Origin of the sequence: Paenibacillus campinasensis (assembly GCF_002272015.1) — a bacterium.
Taxonomy (GTDB): Bacteria; Bacillota; Bacilli; order Paenibacillales; family Paenibacillaceae; genus Paenibacillus_AQ; species Paenibacillus_AQ campinasensis.
In genome coordinates, this window is the sequence record NZ_NPBY01000098.1 from 22920 (window position 1) to 43880 (window position 20961).

Sequence of the window (20961 nt, forward strand, 5' to 3'; positions counted from 1 at the left end):
GATGCCATCGTCTTGGATTGAATTTTTGCCTACCCTGCTGAAGGGCGCGGAGATCACCGTCATCGTGGCGCTGCTATCCGCGGTGCTGGCGATTGTCGCAGCCTTTATTGCCGGTCTGGGGCGCCTGTCCAAACTGTGGATCGTGCGGACGGTGATGGCGGTGTACGTGGAAGTATTCCGGGGAACGTCGCTGCTGGTGCAGCTGTTCTGGCTGTACTTTGCATTGCCGTTTATCGGGATCGAGCTGCCGAAGATGGCAGCGGCCGTGCTGGCGATCGGACTCAACTTCGGCGCTTACGGCTCCGAGATTGTCCGCAGTGCGATTCTTGCGGTGCCGAAGGGACAGTGGGAGGCGGCGGTGGCGCTCAATATGAAGCCGTGGCAGCGAATGTGGAACATCATACTTCCCCAAGCCTCCCTGCGCATGCTGCCGCCATTTGGCAATCAGCTGGTGGAGCTGATCAAGTCGACGTCGCTGGTGTATTTCATCACGATGGCAGATCTTACGTACCAGGCGATGGTGCTCCGCAACAACTACATCTCCTGGACGACGGAAATATTGGTTTTGCTGCTGCTGATGTATTTTGTCATGGCAACACTGGTCTCCGTGGGTGTGAAGCTGCTTGAGCGGAAATTGACAGCGGGGAGGCTATAGAGATGTGGGATTGGAATTATGTGCTTGATGTGCTGCCGCAGCTGTTAAGCGCGCTGAAAATGACCGTGTGGATCACACTGTGCTCATTTGTCGTATCGCTGATCGTCGGTTTGCTGCTGGCGCTTGCGGCAAGAAGCCGATTCAAGCCGCTGGCTTATGTCACCAAAGGCATTATTGAATTTATTCGAAATACGCCGCTGCTCGTTCAGGTGTTCTTCTTGTATTACAGCCTGCCGCTATTGATGGGCGTTTCCATCCCGGCCTTCTATGCCGGGGTCATCGGTCTGGGTCTTCATTACAGCACGTATCTGTCCGAGGTGTACCGCTCAGGCATTGAGGCTGTGCCGAAAGGGCAATGGGAGGCGGCAACGGCACTGAACTATACGAAGGGGCAGACCTGGCGGATCGTGATTCTGCCGCAGGCGATCCCGCCGATCATCCCGGTGCTCGGCAATTATCTGATTGTGATGTTCAAGGAGACGCCGATTCTGTCTGCGATTACGCTGGTGGAGATGATGCTGACGGCCAAAAATGTGGTGTCCCAGTCGTTCCGGGCATTCGAGCCGTATACGCTGGTCGGGATTCTGTTCCTGGCGATCAGCTACATCGCTTCCCTGCTGGTGCAGAGACTGGAGAAACGCATGAATCTGTTAAGAGGAAAGTAGGAGGGGATACGATGTCGACAACCGTCATTGAGAGTGGAGAGGAAGCATCCAGGGAAAATGCATCCCTGCGGGATAAGCCGGGCACAGGCAATACGCCGATTGTCAGATATCAAGGCGTGACCAAATCGTTCGGGGATGTGCAGGTGCTCAAAGGCATTGATTTGGAGATGATGCCAGGGGAGAAGGTGGCGGTCATCGGCCCAAGCGGCTCCGGCAAAACGACGATGGGGCGCATGCTCATGACGCTGGAGGAGCCGACGGAGGGCACAATTGAGCTTGACGGCGAGCTGCTGTGGCATATGCGGGTCAAGGACCGGCTCGTGCGCGCCGACGAGAAGCATCTGCACCGGATGCGAGGCCATGTTGGCATGGTGTTTCAGCATTTCAATCTGTTTCCGCACATGAATGTGCTGCGCAACGTAACCGAAGCGCCGCGCAAAGTGCTGGGCCTGTCCAAGGAGGAGGCCGAGGAGAGGGCCGTGTCCATGCTCGGGAAGGTGGGGCTGGCCGACAAGCTGAAGATGTACCCGTCCCATCTGTCCGGCGGACAGAAGCAGCGGGTGGCCATCGCCCGCGCCCTTGTCATGAAGCCGAAGGTGATGGTGTTTGACGAGGTGACCTCGGCGCTCGACCCCGAGCTGGTGGGCGAGGTACTGGAGGTGATTCGGGAGATTGCCGAGGAAGGCGAGATGGCCATGATGCTGATTACGCATGAGATGGACTTTGCGAAGGAGATCGCTGACCGGGTGATTTTCGGCGCGGATGGAAGAATCGTGGAACAGGGGACGCCGGAGGAGATCTTCGAGAACCCGCAGAGCGAGCGGCTGCAAAGCTTCTTGCAGCGTTTCCGCGCACAAGGAATTTGATCTGCCGAGAGGAGCGAACACGAGGATGAGTATCGAGACAAAGCAAGCGATCAAATACCGCAAGCCGTCGGCGGAAGACGGCTCGCGTATATGGAAGCTTGTGCAGGACACCGGGTCGCTGGACCTGAATTCACCTTATTGCTATATGCTGCTGGGACATTATTTTAACGACACCTGCCTGGTAGCGGAGGACAGGGGCCGAATGATCGGCTTCATCTCCGGCTTTCGGCCGCCCCGGAATCCGGAGACGCTGTTTGTGTGGCAGATCGCAGTCGCCCGGTCGCACCGGCGGCGAGGCATCGCGAAGGCGATGCTGACCGAGCTGCTGGCTCAGGATGGCTGCCGCGGCGTCCGGTTTATCGAGACGACGGTATCGCCTAGCAACATCGCCTCCCGGCGGCTGTTTCTCGGCTTCGCCGAGGAGAAATCCATCCCGAGCACCGTAACGGTGGGATATGGGGCGGATATGTTTCCTGAGGAGACTCCCCATGATGATGAGCCTTTGTTTGTGATCGGCCCGTTTTTTAATGACATTTAAAAACGAATATATGGAGGGAATTATGAACAACCAAGTAATGGAAAAGCCGAAGCTGGACGTATTTGACCAACTGGAATCAGAAGTCAGAAGTTACTGCAGGAGCTTTAAGACGGTTTTTCATAAAGCCCGAAATGCCAAGCTGTGGGATACGCGCGGCAATGAGTACATCGACTTTTTTGCCGGGGCGGGCGCGCTCAACTATGGCCATAACAATGCGAAAATCCGCAAGAAGCTGGTCGATTATTTGCTGGAGGACGGCGTGACCCACAGTCTCGACATGGCCACCGAAGCGAAGGAGACATTCCTGACCCGCTTTCGGGAGGTGATCCTGAAGCCGCGCGGCTGGGATCACAAGGTCATGTTCCCCGGTCCGACCGGGACCAACGCGGTGGAAGCGGCGCTGAAAATTGCGCGCAAGGCGACGGGGCGCACCTCGATCCTCTGCTTCACGAATGCCTTTCATGGCATGTCGCTCGGATCCTTGTCTGTGACGGGCAATGCCTTTAAACGCAAGGGCGCGGGCGTGGAGCTCAGCCACTCTGTATTTATGCCGTATGATGGTTACTTTGGCGATAACGTGGATACGATGGCATATATAGAGAAGCTGCTGGATGACCCGGGCAGCGGGGTGCCGCTGCCGGCGGCTGTCATCGTCGAAGCCGTTCAAGGCGAAGGCGGGTTGAACGCGGCCAGCCGCAAATGGCTGCGCCGGCTGGAGCGGCTGTGCCGAAGCAAGGGCATGCTGCTGATCCTGGATGATATCCAGATGGGCTGCGGCCGCACCGGATCGTTCTTCAGCTTCGATGATGCGGGGATTGAACCGGACATTATCTGTTTGTCTAAATCGATCGGAGGCTACGGGCTGCCGATGGCGCTGACGCTGCTGAAGCCGGGGATCGACATCTGGGAGCCGGGTGAGCATAACGGCACTTTCCGCGGCAACAACCTCGGATTCATCGCGGCCACCGAAGCGCTCGCTTATTGGGAGAACGATCAGTTCCGCCGGGATATTCACAGCCGTGAGCGGCGGATGCGGCTCACGCTGGAGCGGGTCAGCGAAAAGTACGGCTCCATGTGCGGCGAGGTTCGCGGCCGCGGCATGATCCAAGGGATCGCCTTCAGGAAGCCGGAGCTTGCGGGCCGGCTGTCCGAACTGGCTTTTGAGTCGGGCCTCATTCTGGAAACGTCAGGCCCCCGCGGCGAGGTTGCCAAATTGATGCCGCCGCTCACCATCGAGATGAACACACTAGAGCAGGGATTGGTGATATTCGAGAACAGTGTTGATAAACTGGCGGCAGAGGAGGTCAAATCATGATTGTAAAACATCTGGAAGACATCGTCCATACGAAGGACGACATCGATACCGAGACTTGGAACTCGCGCAGATTGCTGCTGGAGAAGGACGGGATGGGCTTCTCCCTGCATGATACGCTGATTAAGGCGGGAACGGAGACGCTGATCTGGTATCAGAACCATGTTGAGGCCGTGTACTGTATCGAAGGCGAGGGAGAGATTGAGATCGTCGGTGGTGAGACGTATCATATTCGCCCGGGAATGATGTACGCCCTGGACGGCCATGAGAAGCACTACCTGCGCGCCCGCTCGCAAATGCGAATGGTGTGCGTGTTCAATCCGCCGCTGACCGGGGCGGAGGTCCATGACGAGCATGGAACCTATCCGCTGCTGGCCAAATCCAAGTCATAAGCCTCTTAAACTGAAATTGAATATGCGAGTGTGAAAGTGCGCCATTGCCCACAGTTACAGTTTGAATGCCAAAGGTCCAAAGTCGAAGGTCACAGTGTCAGTGGAACCTAAACTCACGATAAGGAGATGGTGATCAATGAGCCGGAATATCGCAATGATCGGGAGAGAACAGGGAGCAGATGTATATCCGTCGAGAGTATACGCCGAGGCGCGCATACTGGAGAGGAAAGATCCTGTCGTCTATTCGCAGTGGACGGCGGAGTCGCCGCTGAGCAAGGCTCAATCCGAGTTCTATGACCGGAACGGCTATCTGTTTCTTGATAATTTCTTTGACTTCGATGAGTTGTCCCGATACCAGACCGAAGCGCGGAAATTGCAAAGAGAGGCTGCGTCCAGCGAGGGGGATGAAATTATCCGGGAGCCGGGAGGTAACGAGGTTCGCTCGGTATTCGCCGTTCATCGCAGCCACCCGGAGTTCCAGGAACTGTCCCGTCACCCGAGGCTGCTGGCGATCGTTGAATATTTGCTCGGGAGCGAAACCTACATTCATCAGTCACGCATCAATTACAAGCCGGGCTTTTCCGGCAAAGAGTTCTACTGGCATTCGGATTTCGAGACCTGGCATGTGGAGGACGGGATGCCGAGAATGCGGGCGCTGAGCTGCTCTATCGCGCTGGAAGACAACTATGCTTTCAACGGTCCGCTGATGCTTGTCCCAGGCTCCCATAAGGAGTTTGTCTCCTGCATCGGCCAGACGCCGGAGAACCACTTCAAGGACTCGCTGCGCAAGCAGGAGTACGGGGTCCCTGACCCGGACAGCCTGACGCGGCTGGTGGAGAAGGGCGGGATCGACACGCCTGTAGGAAAGGCCGGCTCGGTGGTCCTTTTCGATTGCAACATTATGCACGGCTCGAACAGCAATATTACGCCAATGCCGCGCAGCAATATTTTTATGGTGTACAACAGCATCGAGAACCGGGTAGGCAGCCCCTATTCGGGACAAGAGCCGAGGCCTGAATATATTGCGACGCGCAAGCAGCTCCCATGATTAGCTGGTCGCTCGTCGGTTCGATTATCGGAATCAACGTTGTCTATGTTTCGATTTTCACCCTGAGGCTGATTCTGATGATCAAGGGCAGAAGAGGAGTTGCCTCCCTGCTGGCCATGTTGGAGGTGTTTGTCTATTTGCTGGGGCTGAATCTTGTGCTTCAGAATCTCGACAATCCGTTTAATATGGCGGCTTACTGTCTCGGATTCGGGCTGGGCGTCTATATAGGGAGCCGGATTGAGGAGTATCTGGCACTGGGCTATATCGTCGTGCAGGTCATCGTCAATTCACTGGAGATGGATCTGGCCGTGAAGCTGAGGGAGAAAGGGTATGGTGTCACCTCTTGGCCTGCCGACGGGAAGGATGGCAAGCGGCTGGTGCTTCAGGTGCTTGTGAAGCGCAAGAATGAAGGACGCCTGCTGGATACGCTAGGCAAGCTGTCACCGCATGCTTTCATCATCTCCCATGAGCCGAAATATTTCAAAGGCGGCTTCTGGGTGAGGTTGACCGAAAGGCAAAGGCCGTAACCGGAGCGAGCACAGGATAAGAATCTGCAAGCCTGCCTGCGAATGGGCTACATTCGCGATGGCAGGCTTGTTGCTGCGTGTGGGCGCCGCTTTGATCCGCTGGCTGAAGCGAAGAGTCGCCGCAGGTAGGGTTGGGCGTGGTAGCAGCACTGCAGCAATTCTGAATTTCGGAGTTGCAGGATTGAGGATTTGCGGAATTTCTATTGTAGTATTGCGGAATTTCTTATTACGGAATATCGGAAGCAGTATTTCAGTATTCGGTATTTCGAAAATCAGGATCGAGGTATTGAGTATTGTGGTATTCACCATGCGTACCAGCCCGGACCGCTTTTTCGTTTTCGGTTAAGGATATGATATAGTACGCTAGAGAGGATATGCCGGATGGAGGTACAAGCGTGGCAAAGCAAAAGTATTACGTCGTATGGGTCGGGAAAGTACCCGGCATCTATACAAGCTGGGATGAATGCCAGCAGCAGGTGAATCAGTATACAGGCGCCAAATTCAAGGCTTTCGAGTCGAAGGCTGAGGCGGAGAAGGCTTATGCCGCAGGCTATAAAGCATACTGGGGCTCGCAATCGGGCAGCAGCGGCCGGTCGTCTGGGAGCAAGGCGGCTAGCCAGGCTGCCGGAGGCGCAGGAGCACGGGCGAGCCAGGGCAGCGCCTGGGAAGCCGGAGACGATGCCATCGATTATGACAGCATCTCGGTGGATGTCGGTACACGCGGCAATCCCGGACCGGTGGAATACAAGGGCGTTGACACCCAGACCGGCGACGTTCTGTTCTCGGTCGGGCCGATTCAGAAGGGGACCAACAACCTCGGGGAGTTCCTTGCGATCGTTCACGCCCTGGCCTATTTGAAAAAAATCGGGAGCCGCAAAACGGTGTACAGCGATTCGATGAATGCCATCAAATGGGTGAAGCAGAAGAAGGTATCAACGACTCTGCCGCGCGACGCCTCGACCGAAGAAATATGGAGGCTGGTGGATCGGGCCGAGGAATGGCTGCGCACCAACAGCTACCCGAACAAGGTGCTGAAATGGCAGACGAAGAGCTGGGGTGAGATCAAAGCCGACTATGGCCGCAAGTAAGGCTACTGACTTTGGGGCCAGTGAGGCCATAGCAGCAGCGAAGCCATTTCGGGCCCTTGAACATCGAACCATGAAGATAACCGGGTCCAGATAATTTATCTAAAAGCGGGTTGAGCCATCATGGATTATGATAAACAACGCTTGTGCATCGAAGCGGCCAGGCTGTACTATCTGTCGGATTTCAGCCAGCAGGACATCGCCGACAGACTGGGGGTGTCCAGGCCGACCGTTTCCAGGCTGCTTCAGCATGCCAAAGAACAGGGTTATGTTCGCATACAGATCGTAGACCCCCAGGATGACCTGGACGCCTTGGGCGAGCGCGTTCGCAAGAAGTATGCGCTGGATCAGGTGCTGATCAGCTACTCCCCCGTGAACGAGTACCGGGAAATTCAGAAGCATATCGGCAAGAAGGCCGCCGATTATATTCATGATATTGTGAAGGACAACGACATTATCGGGGTGACGTGGGGGACGACCATGCATGCGGTAGCTACGCAGCTTCAGCACAAAGCCGTTCGCGGCGTCGAGGTCGTTCAGTTGAAAGGCGGGGTCAGCCATTCGCATGTGAATACATACGCGGCCGACATCGTGAACCGGTTCGCCGAAGCGTTTCACACCGCTGCCCGCTATTTGCCGCTGCCGGTCATATTCGACCGGGTGGAATTGAAGCGGATGGTGGATGAAGATCGCCATATTCAGCGGATTCTTGAACTGGGCAGGCAAGCGAACATCGCCGTATTTACGGTGGGCACCGTCAAGGAAGATGCACTGCTGTTCCGGCTCGGGTACTTAACGAAGGAGGAGCAGCACCTGCTCCAGGAAATAGGGGCCGGGGATATCTGCTCCCGTTTCTTTGATGCACAGGGCCGGATTTGCAGCGAAGATATTAACAACCGCACCGTCGGCATGGAGCTGGAAGAGCTCAGGCAGAAGGAGACGTCAATGCTGGTGGCGGGCGGCCAGCGCAAGCTTATTGCCATCAAGGCCGCGCTTGTCGGCGGATATGCCAACACCCTCGTGACCGATCAGTATACAGCCGAGGCGCTGCTGCAGGAAGATGCCTAGCCTAGGCAAGCAAGCCGGCGAGCCGCAGGCTGTGCCAGCCAGGGAATGAACAAGCCTGTTATCGACCTTCGATAACGGGCTTTCCGCAGTCTTGTCGCGGAATATTATTCCTGAATGACAGGCCGCAAGACAGCAAACAATGATAGAAGATTTTGTTACCATAAACCGGAATGAACATAATTTCTAATCATTTTTACATATGTTCAGGCGTGTGATATGATGAATTCCGGCTACAGGAATTTCACGTTATGATGAGGTATACCCAATAAAATTCAAGGAGTGCTTAAACAGATGAATATAGCAGGAATGATCGACCACACTTTATTGAAGCCGGACGCCGTCGAGGCCGATATTACCAAGCTGGCGGAGGAGGCGAAGACGTATCACTTTGCTTCCGTCTGTGTGAATCCGGCATGGGTCAAGCGATGTGCCGAGCTGCTGGCAGGAACCGATGTGAAGGTGTGCACGGTCATCGGCTTCCCTCTTGGCGCTACAACCTCTTCCGTGAAGGCATTTGAAACGAAGGATGCGATTGGCAATGGCGCAACGGAAGTGGATATGGTCATTAACATCGGTGCGCTTAAGGATGGCAATGATGAGCTGGTGCTGAAGGACATTCAAGCGGTGGTGGACGCAGCTGAAGGGAAGGCGCTGGTGAAAGTCATCATTGAGACCTGCCTGCTGACCGACGAGGAGAAGGTGCGGGCTTGTAAACTGGCAGTCCAGGCAGGCGCTGACTTTGTTAAAACGTCCACCGGATTTTCCACTGGCGGAGCGACTCCGGAGGATGTTGCGTTAATGCGGACCACGGTTGGTGACAACGTGGGCGTGAAGGCATCCGGCGGCGTTCGCAGCCTGGAGGATCTGGAGCGCATGGTTCAGGCTGGAGCGAACCGGATCGGAGCCAGCTCGGGCGTGAAAATTATGCAGGGCGGTCAATCTACAGCTTCATACTAAGCAGACGCGTGACGGTAAACGGATAGAAACAGCATAGTCTTCCCACAGTCATCTTGGCATTTTAACTTACATCTAATGGGGGGAACCAACTACAATGAAGATTATCATTGCGATCCTGGGTCTGCTGGTTGTACTGGGGCTTGCGCTTATCATCAGCAATGACAGAAAGCATGTACGCTATCGGCCGCTGGCGGTCATGGTACTGCTGCAGCTTGTCCTGGGTTATATCCTGCTCAATACGGGATTTGGAGAATATTTGGTGCGGGGCGTGGCCGGCGTCTTTGATGCGCTGCTCGGGTATGCCGGAGCCGGCATTGAATTTGTGTTTGGCGGGATGGCGAATGAAGGCGCAGGGCCGTTCTTCCTAAACGTGCTGCTGCCAATCGTGTTTATTTCCGCCCTGATTGGCATACTTCAGTATATCAAGGTTCTGCCGATTCTCGTTCACTATATCGGGCTCGTGCTGAGCAAGGTGAACGGCATGGGAAAGCTGGAGTCCTACAATGCGGTGGCTTCCGCGATTTTGGGCCAGTCTGAAGTGTTTATCTCTATTAAAAGGCAGATCAAGCTCATTCCGAAGCATCGGATGTACACGCTGTGCGCATCGGCCATGTCCACCGTCTCGATGTCGATCGTCGGCGCGTATATGACCATGATCGAGTCGCGTTATGTGGTGGCCGCGATTGTGCTCAATCTGTTCGGCGGATTCATGATCGCATCGATTGTCAATCCATACACGGTCAAGCCGGAAGAAGATATTCTGGAAGTGCAGGAAGAGGAGAAACAGTCGTTTTTTGAGATGCTTGGCGAGTACATTATGGACGGCTTCAAGGTCGCGATAACGGTCGCGGCGATGCTGCTGGGCTTTGTCGCTCTGATCGCAATGATTAACGGGATATTCAATACCATCATCGGCATCAGCTTCCAGGAACTGCTCGGCTACTTGTTTGCACCGTTCGCTTTTGTGATGGGGATTCCCTGGGCGGAGGCTGTGGATGCGGGGAGCATCATGGCAACGAAGATCGTATCCAACGAATTTGTCGCCATGCTGGAGCTTACCAACTTCCCGGCGCTGTCCGAGCGGACGGTGGGCATCGTGTCGGTCTTCCTTGTGTCCTTCGCCAACTTTTCATCCATCGGCATTATTGCCGGGGCGGTGAAAGGGCTGGATGAGAAGCAGGGGAATACGGTGGCGCGATTTGGGCTCAAGCTGCTGTACGGGGCTACGCTGGTCAGTGTCCTGTCGGCGACGATTGCCGGCCTGTTTTTGTAAAATAGCATCAAAGCACGTATCAATGTATCATGAAGGGGAGTACGAATATGGAACGGTTTAAACGAATCCATCTGATAGTGCTGGACTCCGTAGGAATCGGAGAGGCGCCGGATGCGGACAAATTTGACGACGTTGGCTCGGATACGCTGGGCCATATCGCTCGGGAACGCGGCGGGCTTCACATGCCGAACATGGCCAAGCTCGGCCTCTCCAACATCCGGGAGATTCAGGGCGTGCCGGCTGCCGAGAAGCCGCAGGCGTATTATACGAAGATGCAGGAGGCCTCCAATGGCAAAGATACGATGACCGGCCATTGGGAGATTATGGGCCTGTACATTGATACGCCGTTCCGGGTATTTCCGGATGGCTTTCCGCAGGAGCTGATTGAGCGGATCGAGCAGAAGACCGGGCGCAAGGTGATCGGGAACAAGCCTGCGAGCGGCACGGAAATTATCGAGGAGCTTGGCGAAGAACATGTGAACACCGGGGCGCTTATCGTCTATACTTCGGCAGATTCGGTGCTCCAGATTGCCGCTCATGAGGACGTTGTTCCGCTGAAGGAGCTGTACGAAATTTGCGAGTTCTGCCGCGAGATTACACTGGATGACCCGTATATGCTGGGCCGCATTATCGCCCGCCCGTTTGTCGGGGAGCGGGGCAGCTTCAAGCGCACAGCCAACCGCCATGATTATGCGCTCAAGCCGTTTGGCAGAACGACGATGAACGAGCTGAAGGACGCGGGTCTGGATGTGATCGCGCTTGGGAAAATTTCCGATATCTATGACGGCGAGGGCATTACGAAAGCGGTCAGAACGGTGTCCAACATGGACGGCATGGACCAAATTGTGAAGACGCTGGATGAACCTTTTACCGGTCTCAGCTTCTTGAATCTGGTGGATTTTGATGCGGTGTACGGGCATCGCCGCGATCCGCAAGGCTACGGCCAGGCATTGGAGGAGTTCGATCAGCGCCTGCCGGAGGTGCTGGATAAACTGAGCGATGATGATCTACTCATCATTACAGCGGACCACGGGAATGACCCGACCTACAAGGGAACCGATCATACGCGCGAATATGTGCCGCTGCTCGTCTATTCGCCGCGGTTTGACGAAGGCAAGGAGCTCCCGCTGCGCAGAACGTTTGCCGACATCGGGGCTACGGTGGCCGACAATTTTGGCGTGAAGCTGCCGGAGCACGGCACCAGCTTTTTGCAGGACTTGAAATAATCATTAGTGGAGGAATGGGACATGAGTACACATATTGGGGCTAAGCCAGGCGATATCGCGGAGACGATTCTGCTTCCAGGAGATCCGCTGCGGGCGAAATTCATTGCGGAGACGTATCTTGAAGACGTGAGCTGTTATAACGAGGTGCGGGGAATGCTCGGATATACAGGCACTTACAAGGGCAAGCGCGTATCCGTTCAGGGCACAGGCATGGGCGTGCCTTCGATTGCCATCTATGTCAATGAGCTGATTCGGGAATATGGCGTGAAAAATCTGTTCCGCGTCGGCACCTGCGGCGCGATGCAGGAGCATGTCCGCGTTCGGGACGTCATTCTGGCCCAGGCGGCTTGCTCGGATTCCGGCATGAACCGCCATCACTTCGGCGGTTATGATTTCTCGCCGATTGCCAGCTTCCCGCTGCTGCTGGGCGCGTATGAGCGCGGCAAGGAGAAGGGGCTGAACATGCATGTGGGCAACGTGTTCACCTCCGATGTATTCTATCGTGAAGACAAATCGGTGGTCGAGAAGCTGATGCAGCACGGGGTGCTTGGGGTAGAGATGGAGACGACGGCGCTGTATACAATCGCAGCCCGTTACGGTGTCAATGCGATGACGATACTGACAGTGAGCGATCACTTGCTGACAGGGGAAGAGACGAGCGCGGAAGAGCGGCAGACTACGTTTAACGACATGATGGAAGTAGCGCTGGACACGGCGATATCGCTATAAATCTGAAGACTCAATGCTAGCATGAACATCCATCCGCACACAGTGAGGAGAATAGACGATGAGAATGGTTGATTTGATTGCTAAGAAACGTGATGGCAAGGAGCTGACCACCGACGAAATCCGCTTCTTTATCGAAGGATATACCGCAGGCGACATTCCGGATTATCAGGTCAGCGCACTGGCGATGGCTATCTATTTCCAGGACATGACAGATCGGGAACGGGCGGATCTGACGATGGCGATGGTGAACTCGGGAGATACGATCGACCTGTCCGCCATTGAAGGGATCAAGGTGGATAAGCACTCCACTGGCGGCGTGGGCGATACGACCACGCTGGTGCTTGCCCCGCTCGTAGCAGCGCTCGATATTCCGGTGGCCAAAATGTCCGGCCGCGGTCTTGGTCATACCGGAGGCACGATTGACAAGCTCGAGTCGATAGCAGGCTTCCATGTCGAAATCGACAAGGATGAATTCGTCCATCTGGTCAACACACATAAAATCGCCGTGATCGGTCAGTCAGGAAACCTCACGCCAGCGGACAAGAAGCTCTATGCGCTGCGGGATGTTACCGCCACGGTCAACTCCATTCCTCTGATTGCAAGCTCCATTATGAGCAAGAAGATTGCGGCAGGCTCCGATGCCATCGTTCTTGATGTGAAGACCGGGGCAGGCGCGTTCATGAAAACGGTGGATGACGCCAAGGAGCTCGCGCATGCGATGGTGCGCATCGGCAACAATGTCGGGCGCAAGACGATGGCCGTCATCTCCGATATGAGTCAGCCGCTCGGCGCAGCGATCGGCAATGCGCTGGAAGTCCGCGAGGCGATCGATACGCTTCGCGGCCAGGGGCCGAAGGATCTCGAGGAGCTGTGCCTCGCGCTGGGAAGCCAGATGGTATATCTGGCGGGCAAGGCATGCTCCCTGGAGGAAGCGGAAGAGAAGCTGCGCGAAGTGATGCGCAATGGACAGGCGCTGGAGAAATTTAAGGCGTTCATTGCGAATCAGGGAGGAGATGCTTCGGTTGTCGATCATCCGGAGCGTTTGCCGGAGGCACGCTTCAAGATCGAGCTGCCTGCGCGGGAAGATGGCGTGGTGGCCGAGCTGGTCGCCGATGAGATTGGAACCGCGGCGATGCTGCTCGGTGCGGGCCGGGCGACGAAGGAGTCCGAGATCGATCTGGCCGTGGGGCTTGTGCTGAACAAGAAAATCGGCGACCCGGTCCGTGAAGGTGAATCCCTGATTACGATTCATGCGAACCGGGAGGATATCGACGATGTGAAGGAGAAGCTGTACGCCAGCATCCGAATTTCCGATCAGGCCGAGCCGCCGGTGCTCGTACACGGAATCGTAACCGAATAACCGGCCTGCCTGGCCGGTGTAAGTCAAGTGATCTAGTCATAATCGGAAAGGCCCCCGCATAGTCTGGTAATGGGGAAAGTAAGGCCGATCAGAACAGACGGGAGAGGATGGACGTCCGGAGAAGAGCCAACCTTACAGGCAAGGGAGGCTATCCGATATGACCATCGATCAGCTGATCGCTTTGCTGGCACTTATCGTCATGATTATCGGACTTGCGGTGAACAGGAAGCAGTCCTGAGGAGCAGGCCGAGAGGCTGCCGCACGGTACATTATCGTACCGTGCGGCAGTCTTTTTTATAGTGGATTGGCATTGATAGGTTGATAGAGTCGCCTGAAAGTCATATACTGAGGTTGCAATGTTCTCCATACTTCATCATTCCACAGGAGGAAATTATGCTTTATCTCGCAGCATTTGTCGTATCGTTAGCGCTCGTGCTTGTGCTCATTCCGCCTTTTCGGAGGCTTGCAATCAAGCTTGATTTTGTAGACAAGCCACGGCCTGACAGTGAAAGAAAGATTCATCGGGAACCTATCCCGCTTACGGCGGGCGTCGCGATTTTCATCGGATTTTTTATAACCTATTTTCTATTCTCAGGTGCATTGACGAGAGAAGCGGTTGGCATATTCATCGGGAGCGTGCTGATTCTGGGCATCGGCTTGGTAGATGACTGGTACAAGTCCCAAGGCAAGGAGCTTGCCTCTCTGCCGAAGCTGATTGTGCAGGTCAGTGCGGCTGTCGTTGTATACAGCTATGGCATCCAATTTGAAGGCTTCAACAACCCGCTGACGGGGCAATACATCAATCTGCCGGAATGGCTGCAGCTTATTCTGACCATCCTGTGGATATTCGGCGTCACCACCGTGATCAATTTCTCGGATGGCATCGACGGTCTGGCAGGCGGACTCTCCGCTATTTCCGGCGGCACGCTGTTTGTCGTCGCGTTAACGATGGGCCGAGGGGAATCGGCGCTGCTGGCTGTAATCCTCGTCGGTGCAGCGCTTGCTTATTTGCAGTACAACAAACCGCCAGCCCGGGTCTTTATGGGGGATGCAGGTGCGACGTTCCTCGGCTTCATTCTCGGCATCATCGCCCTGGACGGGGCCTTCAAGGGAGCGACCCTGGCATCGCTGTTCGTACCGATCTTCGCGCTGGGTGTTCCGATCTTCGATAACATTATCGTCGTTATTCGGAGAATACTGCAATCCAAGCCGATTTACCAGGCAGATGCCTCCCAGGCGCATTACCGTCTGCTGGCGACAGGGCTGAACCAGAAGCAGACGCTGATCTTCCTGTGCTTGCTGAACCTGTGCTTCGGCTTGACCGCGATCATTCTTGCCCTTAATGCAAGCGGCGCGTAGGCGCCGACTTGCAGTCTCGAATCATAGATGTGAACAGCATGAAATCTCGTCTTCTGGCATCCGGTTGGCGGGATTTTTCTGTCTAGTGCTAATTTCGAAAGGAGGCTCTCGCAAGTGACGGATATGACAGGGAAAATCGTAATGGTAACAGGCGCGAGTGCCGGTATGGGGCTCGCCACCGCAACGGAACTGGCCCGCAGAGGAGCCCGGGTCATCTTGGTCTGCCGGAGCCAGACGCGGGGAGAAGCGGCGCTAAGGATCGCCAGGGAGGAGAGCGGAATCCCGGAGCCGGAGCTGGAGCTGATGACCTGTGATCTCGGCTCGCTGGAGAGTATTCAGCGTTTTGTATCCGATTGCAAAGCAAAGCTAGACCGGCTGGATGTGCTGATTAACAATGCCGGGATTATTACACTCAAACGCGAGACAACGGCGGATGGCTTCGAGGCGATGCTCGGCGTGAATCATCTGGGCCACTTCATGCTGACCAATGAGCTGCTGGAACTGCTTCAGGCCGGACAGCGTGCCCGGATCGTGAACGTATCCTCAGGCGCGCATAAAATAGGCTCGATCCATTGGGATGATCCCCACCTGAGCCGCGGCTTCCATGTCATGAAGGGGTATGCGCAATCGAAGCTGGCGAACATTCTGTTCACCAAGGAGCTGGCCCACAGGCTGAAGCATACAGGCATGACGGTCAATGCCCTGCATCCGGGGGCCGTGAGCACCAGCCTTGGGGTCAATCGGGACACCGGATTCGGAAGAGGTGTGTACAAGCTGCTGACACCGTTCTTTCTGACACCGCTCGAGGGGGCAGGAACAGCCATTTATTTGGCTTCCAGTCCGGAAGTGGAAGGGATTACCGGCGAATATTATGTCAAATGCAAACCGGCAAGAACCGCTCGGAAAGCGCAGGATCCCGAGCTTGCGGCTCGGCTTTGGTCATGGAGCGAAGAGCAGGTCGGACGTACGTATGGATTGCAGCCATGATCCACCATCGGCCGCTTCTCCGCGCTGGCGTGTCAGCATCTGATGATCAAGAAGGCTGAAGGCGGCCTCTGGTTGTTTTTAACAGAGAATGGAACCTTTTAGAAGTCCGCGGCGTCTGGAGATGTAGAGGTGATGATGATGGAGAGATCGTTTCAGGTACGCGGCGCGCGAGGTTGGGGGCGCAAGCTGCTGATACCGTTGTTGGCCGTAGTATGGATGCTTGTGGGGCTGTACTCGGAGAAACCGGATGAGGCGCTGGCCTGCAGCTGTATAGGACCGCTGCCCTTGTCCGAAGCAATGACGCATAAAACTGCTGTATTTGCGGGCAAAGTAACAGATATCGTTCCTCCGGAGTCCAAGCCGGTGATGTCTTCTGCCGAACCGGTTCTGGTGACTCTGGAGGTGTCGAGAGTCTGGAAAGGGCAGGTGCCGCCTGAAGTTCAGCTTACGACCGCGATGTCTTCGGCAAGCTGTGGATATGACGGGTTCCATGTGGGCGGTGAATTTCTGGTGCTGGCTCATGGCGAAGAGCAGCCGCTGCAGACAGGCTTGTGCGATGGCACTCAGCCTCTGGCAGCAGCTGAACCGGAGCTGAGCGAACTGGGTGCCGGATATGAGCCGCTGGCTAAGCCGTCCGTGGCGGAGCAGCCACAGGGACCGACGAGCGAAGGTGCAGAAGGCATGAATGAAGGCAAGAGTGTGTCCTCATACTGGATTCCCGCAGGCATAACCCTTGTTGTTTTGGCAGGTCTGCTGTTGTTTATATTAAATAAGAAAAGAAGTGCTTGACATCATACGGGCTAAATCAGTGAAGGGGAAGTGGGAGACTGGAGAAGCCAAGCGTTTGCCTTTCCTCCTAGTTCAACCGCTGCAGCGGTGAATGAAGTGAAGCGGGGCAGGATCGATCGCAAGACCCTTTATTCCCCGCAGCGGGACACCTGCTGGAGTTTTAGGAAATGATTTCTGAAATAAGCCTAAAGGAACGTTTAAAGTTCTAATTTCCTATTGGCGAGTGAGTAAAGTCATGCTATAATGCCGATAGTCAAGTAAAGGGGAGTAGCTCCACAACAAAGTCGTCAATTCGTGACACGCCCGTGTCTCCGGCTTTGTTGGCAACGTTACGTTGTTAGCGAGACCTTTGCCTAATCGGTAAAGGTATCTATTCCTGTAATATTGTGAATGTTACCTTTATCACCGGTTGTTCTGGGGTAAAGGTTTTTTGTTATTCCCGGCCCTGGACAATCATACTTAACCGATGGAAGGGAGATCATTGTTTTGGACACAGCACTATTACTCGAGTATGGTTGGGTCTTGATTGTATTGATTGGCCTGGAGGGCATCCTTGCCGCCGACAATGCGCTGGTCATGTCAATCATGGTAAAGCATTTGCCGGAGGATAAGCGGAAGAAAGCGTTGTTCTACGGATTGGCCGGTGCATTCGTATTCCGGTTCGGCTCACTGTTTATCATTTCATACCTGGCCGATGTCTGGTACGTGCAGGCGCTTGGTGCGGCTTACTTGCTCTACATTAGCATAAACCATATCGTGAAGCAGTACTTTGTGAAGAAGAAGGTTCACATGGAGAAGGCGGCCAAAAAAGAAGAGAACTTCTGGATTACCGTGCTCAAGGTGGAGCTCGCAGACATCGCGTTTGCGGTGGATGCGATTCTGGCAGCCGTTGCGCTTGCGCTGACATTGCCGGCTACCGGATTGCCGAAGATCGGCGGCATGGACGGAGGACAATTCCTCGTTATTCTGACGGGCGGAATTATCGGTCTTGTCATTATGCGGTTTGCGGCCTCCTATTTTGTCAAGCTGCTGGCGAGAAGACCAGGGCTTGAAACGGCAGCATTTCTCATTGTCGGCTGGGTCGGCATTAAGCTGGCCATCTATACGCTGGCTCACCCTGAGATTGGTGTTATCGCGGAGGGCTTCCCGAAGAGCACCGGCTGGAAAGTGATCTTCTGGGGCGTACTGATCCTGATCGCTGTGCTGGGCTGGTTCCTGTCCAAGGATAAGGGCGAGCTGACGGATAAGGAGAAGAAACAGCTGGAAGTGGGATAAGGGAGCACCTGCAATAAGGAATACAAGGCGCGCGGGAACTGAAGTTCCGGGCGACCATCCCCTGAGCAGCATGGCTGAATGAAATTCGGCTGTGCTGCTTTGCATTTGGTCGGCCATCCGCATTGGCCTGGGCTTATTGAGGTTGCAGATGGAGAAGAGTAGAATAGGAGCATGTGTAAGCCGGAGCGCGTTAGCGATCTCGGGCTAGCTAGCAGCAGGATATCGAACAAGAGGAGTGCCAGAGATGATCATACTGAAGACGAAAGAACAAATCGACAAAATGAGCAAGGCCGGAGAGCTCCTTGCCGAGTGTCACCGCCATATCGCTGAAATGATCAAGCCGGGTGTTACGACCCGGGAAATCGACCAGTTCGTAGAACGGTTTCTGAGCAAACACGGTGCCTATCCGGAACAGAAGGGATACCGAGGATATCCGTATGCGACATGCGCTTCTGTCAACGATGTCATCTGTCACGGATTTCCGGGCAGCGAGCCGCTGAAGGATGGGGATATTGTCACGATCGATATGGTCGTTAATCTGGACGGATGGCTCGCCGACTCGGCCTGGTCTTACCCGGTAGGGAACCTCTCTGAGGAGGCGCAGCATTTGCTGGATGTGACCAAAAAATCGCTGTATCTCGGCATTGAGCAGGCGGTCATTGGCAATCGGGTCGGCGATATTTCGCATGCGATTCAGTCTTATGCGGAGGCGCAGAACCTGTCGGTGGTGCGCCAATTTGTAGGCCATGCGATCGGCCAGAGCATTCATGAAGAGCCGCAGATTCCTCATTATGGTCCGCCGAATCGCGGGCCGAGGCTGAAGGAGGGCATGGTGATCACCATCGAACCGATGCTGAACCTCGGAACATTCCAGTGCAAGGTTGACGCGGACGGCTGGACGGCTCGAACCGCAGACGGCAAATGGTCTGCCCAGTACGAGCATACGATTGCCATTACGAAGGACGGCCCTCGGATCTTGACTGAACAATAAGCCGAGAAACCGCGGGGCTGCTCATTATTTGGGTATGGATTCTGTCACACAACTTTTTTATAATAGAAGAATCATTTTACATGTGAAGGGAATAGGGTCATGACAATCAAAAAAGCACTAACGGTAGCCGGTTCGGATACGAGCGGAGGCGCTGGTATTCAAGCCGATTTGAAAACATTTCAGGAATTTGACGTTTACGGGATGACTGCTCTCACGACCATCGTTTGCATGGAGCCGTCTACCTGGGATCATCAGGTGTTTCCGGTTGCGACAGATATTGTGGAAACCCAGCTGAAGACCGTGCTCGAAGGGATCGGCATCGATGCCATGAAGACAGGAATGCTCGGTTCAGTTGATATCATTGAGCTGGTGGCACGGTATATCGACCGATACAAGCTGCAGCGTGTCGTTATTGATCCGGTGATGGTATGCAAAGGCACGGATGAGGTGCTGCAGCCGGAGAATACCGAGGCGATGCTGCAATTCCTGTTGCCTCGCGCAGACCTGGTAACACCGAACCTGTTCGAAGCTTCCCAGCTTGCCAAGACAGGCCCGATTACCAGCCTGGAGCAAATGCAGGAAGCGGCCAAGATCATTCATGAGCGCGGCGCGAAGAACGTTCTCATTAAAGACCGAGGCAAGCTGCAGGAAGGCAAAGCGATAGATCTCCTCTATGACGGAACCACGTTTGAATGGTTTGAGGCTGACGCCATTGTGACCCAGTATACGCACGGTGCGGGCTGCACATCGTCTGCGTCGATTACGGCAGGACTCGCCAAGGGGCTGACGGTTCGCGAGGCGATCCAGCAGGCGAAGGCGTTCATTACGCAGGCTATTGCCGGCGGCTTCCCGCTGAATCAATTTGTAGGTCCAACTCGTCATTCTGCTCATCGCAGCAGTTAATTAGCTGGCCAGACCGGCTATTTCAGAGGTCGAAGACCCCCGGGAGCTGAGGCTCCGGGAAGGTGCTTCGGCCTTTCGCATTTGGAGCGAGAGGTGCTGCAACCGGTCCTATGGGTGTGCCTTAGCGGATTTTAGAGGGAATCGTCCGGCTGGGGCGATTTCGGGTATAGGAATGTGCTATAATTTATAAGAGGGTCTTATAAATAGGATAGTGAGACAGAAATTAAATAGGGGTTGAGACATGTTTCAGGACATACTGGATTTTTTAATGAAGTTTGGTCCATGGGGATTGTTTATTCATGCGTTTGCAGATGCCGTTATTTTTCCGATTCCGGCCTTTTTTCTGCAAGTATCTTTAAGTATGTTGAACCCCTCAAACGCACTATGGCTGGCAACGGCCGGTTTTATCGGATGTTTGCTGGGCACGCCGCTCGGATATCTGATCGGCAAGGTGCTGGGGAAGTCCGTGTTGTATAAGCTTCTAAAGACAAAGTGGATTGATGCGGCAACCAATATGTTTAACAAGAACGGGGAAGCCGCCATTATGATTGGTTCATTCACACCCATTCCGTTTAAGGTGTTTACCATTCTCTCCGGTTGTCTGAATTTTCCTTTATGGCGTCTTATGGTGTATGCTGCTTTGGGCAGAGCCACCAAGTTTTATGTTGTCGGTATTTTATTCTATTTATATGGAAGATCTGCGGAGGGCATGGTGAAGGATGTATCCATGTATATCGCCCTTATCGCTGTTCCGATTATTTCCGCCGTTATTTATTTCAACCGCAGACGCAAGCGGAAGCGCAGTCTTGCGCTTGAGCAGCAGGAAGATGCTGTCGAGCCATCAGCTGCTCCATCAGCGGGACAACCGCCAGTGAAGCAGAAAGGCTTGGAACAAACCTCAGATCAGACCCCGTCCGTATAAATTAATATTTGCGCTAGGTGTAATTATAGAGAAA

Annotated in this window: 23 protein-coding genes; all 23 read left to right on the forward strand. The window is 54.7% G+C overall.

The features are described from left to right. The first annotated feature begins 1 nt into the window (after position 1). On the forward strand, positions 2–655 hold the full coding sequence (gene ehuC / locus CHH67_RS24225) for an ectoine/hydroxyectoine ABC transporter permease subunit EhuC (protein WP_095267932.1): 654 nt from the start codon (positions 2–4) through the stop codon (positions 653–655). A 2-nt stretch (positions 656–657) separates the two neighbouring features. Beyond that, the gene (gene ehuD / locus CHH67_RS24230; RefSeq protein ID WP_095267933.1) at positions 658–1320 is read left to right on the forward strand and encodes an ectoine/hydroxyectoine ABC transporter permease subunit EhuD; all 663 of its coding nucleotides are present in this window, start codon (positions 658–660) and stop codon (positions 1318–1320) included. Positions 1321–1331: 11 nt separating this feature from the next. Next, positions 1332–2186, forward strand: coding sequence for an ectoine/hydroxyectoine ABC transporter ATP-binding protein EhuA (gene ehuA, locus CHH67_RS24235; protein WP_095267934.1), 855 nt, complete (start codon positions 1332–1334; stop codon positions 2184–2186). Positions 2187–2211: 25 nt separating this feature from the next. Further along, positions 2212–2724: a diaminobutyrate acetyltransferase gene (gene ectA, locus CHH67_RS24240; protein ID WP_095267935.1), complete on the forward strand. Its 513-nt coding sequence runs from the start codon at positions 2212–2214 to the stop codon at positions 2722–2724. A gap of 22 nt (positions 2725–2746) precedes the next feature. Next, entirely contained in the window at positions 2747–4039 is a 1293-nt protein-coding gene (ectB, locus tag CHH67_RS24245) for a diaminobutyrate--2-oxoglutarate transaminase (protein ID WP_095267936.1), read from the forward strand. Beyond that, positions 4036–4428, forward strand: coding sequence for an ectoine synthase (locus CHH67_RS24250; RefSeq protein WP_095267937.1), 393 nt, complete (start codon positions 4036–4038; stop codon positions 4426–4428). The genes ectB and CHH67_RS24250 overlap by 4 nt, the downstream gene beginning before the upstream one ends. Positions 4429–4564: 136 nt before the next feature. Continuing rightward, positions 4565–5476 (forward strand): ectoine hydroxylase, encoded by a 912-nt coding sequence (thpD, locus tag CHH67_RS24255; RefSeq protein WP_095267938.1) that lies wholly within the window; start codon positions 4565–4567, stop codon positions 5474–5476. After that, a complete protein-coding gene (locus tag CHH67_RS24260) occupies positions 5473–6003 on the forward strand; it encodes a DUF2179 domain-containing protein (protein ID WP_095267939.1) in 531 nt (176 codons plus the stop codon). The genes thpD and CHH67_RS24260 overlap by 4 nt, the downstream gene beginning before the upstream one ends. Before the next feature lie 58 nt (positions 6004–6061). Further along, positions 6062–6349: a hypothetical protein gene (locus tag CHH67_RS26620; protein WP_144029318.1), complete on the forward strand. Its 288-nt coding sequence runs from the start codon at positions 6062–6064 to the stop codon at positions 6347–6349. 49 nt (positions 6350–6398) lie between these two features. Further along, positions 6399–7091 (forward strand): ribonuclease H, encoded by a 693-nt coding sequence (gene rnhA / locus CHH67_RS24265; RefSeq protein WP_095267940.1) that lies wholly within the window; start codon positions 6399–6401, stop codon positions 7089–7091. Positions 7092–7211: 120 nt separating this feature from the next. Beyond that, entirely contained in the window at positions 7212–8156 is a 945-nt protein-coding gene (locus CHH67_RS24270) for a DNA-binding transcriptional repressor DeoR (RefSeq protein ID WP_095267941.1), read from the forward strand. 291 nt (positions 8157–8447) lie between these two features. Continuing rightward, on the forward strand, positions 8448–9113 hold the full coding sequence (deoC, locus tag CHH67_RS24275) for a deoxyribose-phosphate aldolase (protein ID WP_095267942.1): 666 nt from the start codon (positions 8448–8450) through the stop codon (positions 9111–9113). Between the two features lie 94 nt (positions 9114–9207). After that, positions 9208–10386 carry a NupC/NupG family nucleoside CNT transporter gene (locus tag CHH67_RS24280; protein WP_095267943.1) on the forward strand — a complete coding sequence of 393 codons (1179 nt, stop codon included), beginning with the start codon at positions 9208–9210 and terminating at the stop codon, positions 10384–10386. A 47-nt stretch (positions 10387–10433) separates the two neighbouring features. Continuing rightward, positions 10434–11612, forward strand: a complete 1179-nt coding sequence (gene deoB / locus CHH67_RS24285) for a phosphopentomutase (RefSeq protein ID WP_095267944.1) — start codon at positions 10434–10436, stop codon at positions 11610–11612. A 21-nt stretch (positions 11613–11633) separates the two neighbouring features. Beyond that, entirely contained in the window at positions 11634–12341 is a 708-nt protein-coding gene (gene deoD, locus CHH67_RS24290) for a purine-nucleoside phosphorylase (RefSeq protein ID WP_095267945.1), read from the forward strand. Positions 12342–12399: 58 nt separating this feature from the next. Further along, entirely contained in the window at positions 12400–13701 is a 1302-nt protein-coding gene (locus CHH67_RS24295) for a pyrimidine-nucleoside phosphorylase (protein ID WP_095267946.1), read from the forward strand. 393 nt (positions 13702–14094) lie between these two features. After that, complete coding sequence (locus CHH67_RS24300) at positions 14095–15060, forward strand: MraY family glycosyltransferase (protein WP_095267947.1); 966 nt, start codon at positions 14095–14097, stop codon at positions 15058–15060. 123 nt (positions 15061–15183) lie between these two features. Continuing rightward, on the forward strand, positions 15184–16047 hold the full coding sequence (locus CHH67_RS24305) for an SDR family oxidoreductase (RefSeq protein WP_095267955.1): 864 nt from the start codon (positions 15184–15186) through the stop codon (positions 16045–16047). A 132-nt stretch (positions 16048–16179) separates the two neighbouring features. Then, positions 16180–16836, forward strand: a complete 657-nt coding sequence (locus CHH67_RS24310; RefSeq protein WP_095267948.1) for a hypothetical protein — start codon at positions 16180–16182, stop codon at positions 16834–16836. A 486-nt stretch (positions 16837–17322) separates the two neighbouring features. Then, on the forward strand, positions 17323–18111 hold the full coding sequence (locus CHH67_RS24315; protein WP_095267949.1) for a TerC family protein: 789 nt from the start codon (positions 17323–17325) through the stop codon (positions 18109–18111). A 244-nt stretch (positions 18112–18355) separates the two neighbouring features. Beyond that, the gene (map, locus tag CHH67_RS24320; protein ID WP_095267950.1) at positions 18356–19102 is read left to right on the forward strand and encodes a type I methionyl aminopeptidase; all 747 of its coding nucleotides are present in this window, start codon (positions 18356–18358) and stop codon (positions 19100–19102) included. A 99-nt stretch (positions 19103–19201) separates the two neighbouring features. Continuing rightward, positions 19202–20005: a bifunctional hydroxymethylpyrimidine kinase/phosphomethylpyrimidine kinase gene (locus CHH67_RS24325; RefSeq protein ID WP_095267951.1), complete on the forward strand. Its 804-nt coding sequence runs from the start codon at positions 19202–19204 to the stop codon at positions 20003–20005. A 241-nt stretch (positions 20006–20246) separates the two neighbouring features. Then, a complete protein-coding gene (locus CHH67_RS24330) occupies positions 20247–20927 on the forward strand; it encodes a YqaA family protein (RefSeq protein WP_095267952.1) in 681 nt (226 codons plus the stop codon). The last annotated feature ends 34 nt before the right edge of the window (positions 20928–20961 follow it).

Excerpts from the sequence above, each read along its gene's own strand:
- ehuC (WP_095267932.1), top strand. The coding sequence starts at position 2 with ATGCCATCGTCTTGGATTGAATTTTTGCCTACCCTGCTGAAGGGCGCG.
- ehuD (WP_095267933.1), top strand. The coding sequence starts at position 658 with ATGTGGGATTGGAATTATGTGCTTGATGTGCTGCCGCAGCTGTTAAGC.
- ehuA (WP_095267934.1), top strand. The coding sequence starts at position 1,332 with ATGTCGACAACCGTCATTGAGAGTGGAGAGGAAGCATCCAGGGAAAAT.
- ectA (WP_095267935.1), top strand. The coding sequence starts at position 2,212 with ATGAGTATCGAGACAAAGCAAGCGATCAAATACCGCAAGCCGTCGGCG.
- ectB (WP_095267936.1), top strand. The coding sequence starts at position 2,747 with ATGAACAACCAAGTAATGGAAAAGCCGAAGCTGGACGTATTTGACCAA.
- CHH67_RS24250 (WP_095267937.1), top strand. The coding sequence starts at position 4,036 with ATGATTGTAAAACATCTGGAAGACATCGTCCATACGAAGGACGACATC.
- thpD (WP_095267938.1), top strand. The coding sequence starts at position 4,565 with ATGAGCCGGAATATCGCAATGATCGGGAGAGAACAGGGAGCAGATGTA.
- CHH67_RS24260 (WP_095267939.1), top strand. The coding sequence starts at position 5,473 with ATGATTAGCTGGTCGCTCGTCGGTTCGATTATCGGAATCAACGTTGTC.
- CHH67_RS26620 (WP_144029318.1), top strand. The coding sequence starts at position 6,062 with ATGGCAGGCTTGTTGCTGCGTGTGGGCGCCGCTTTGATCCGCTGGCTG.
- CHH67_RS24270 (WP_095267941.1), top strand. The coding sequence starts at position 7,212 with ATGGATTATGATAAACAACGCTTGTGCATCGAAGCGGCCAGGCTGTAC.
- deoC (WP_095267942.1), top strand. The coding sequence starts at position 8,448 with ATGAATATAGCAGGAATGATCGACCACACTTTATTGAAGCCGGACGCC.
- CHH67_RS24280 (WP_095267943.1), top strand. The coding sequence starts at position 9,208 with ATGAAGATTATCATTGCGATCCTGGGTCTGCTGGTTGTACTGGGGCTT.
- deoB (WP_095267944.1), top strand. The coding sequence starts at position 10,434 with ATGGAACGGTTTAAACGAATCCATCTGATAGTGCTGGACTCCGTAGGA.
- deoD (WP_095267945.1), top strand. The coding sequence starts at position 11,634 with ATGAGTACACATATTGGGGCTAAGCCAGGCGATATCGCGGAGACGATT.
- CHH67_RS24295 (WP_095267946.1), top strand. The coding sequence starts at position 12,400 with ATGAGAATGGTTGATTTGATTGCTAAGAAACGTGATGGCAAGGAGCTG.
- CHH67_RS24300 (WP_095267947.1), top strand. The coding sequence starts at position 14,095 with ATGCTTTATCTCGCAGCATTTGTCGTATCGTTAGCGCTCGTGCTTGTG.
- CHH67_RS24305 (WP_095267955.1), top strand. The coding sequence starts at position 15,184 with ATGACAGGGAAAATCGTAATGGTAACAGGCGCGAGTGCCGGTATGGGG.
- CHH67_RS24310 (WP_095267948.1), top strand. The coding sequence starts at position 16,180 with ATGATGATGGAGAGATCGTTTCAGGTACGCGGCGCGCGAGGTTGGGGG.
- map (WP_095267950.1), top strand. The coding sequence starts at position 18,356 with ATGATCATACTGAAGACGAAAGAACAAATCGACAAAATGAGCAAGGCC.
- CHH67_RS24325 (WP_095267951.1), top strand. The coding sequence starts at position 19,202 with ATGACAATCAAAAAAGCACTAACGGTAGCCGGTTCGGATACGAGCGGA.
- CHH67_RS24330 (WP_095267952.1), top strand. The coding sequence starts at position 20,247 with ATGTTTCAGGACATACTGGATTTTTTAATGAAGTTTGGTCCATGGGGA.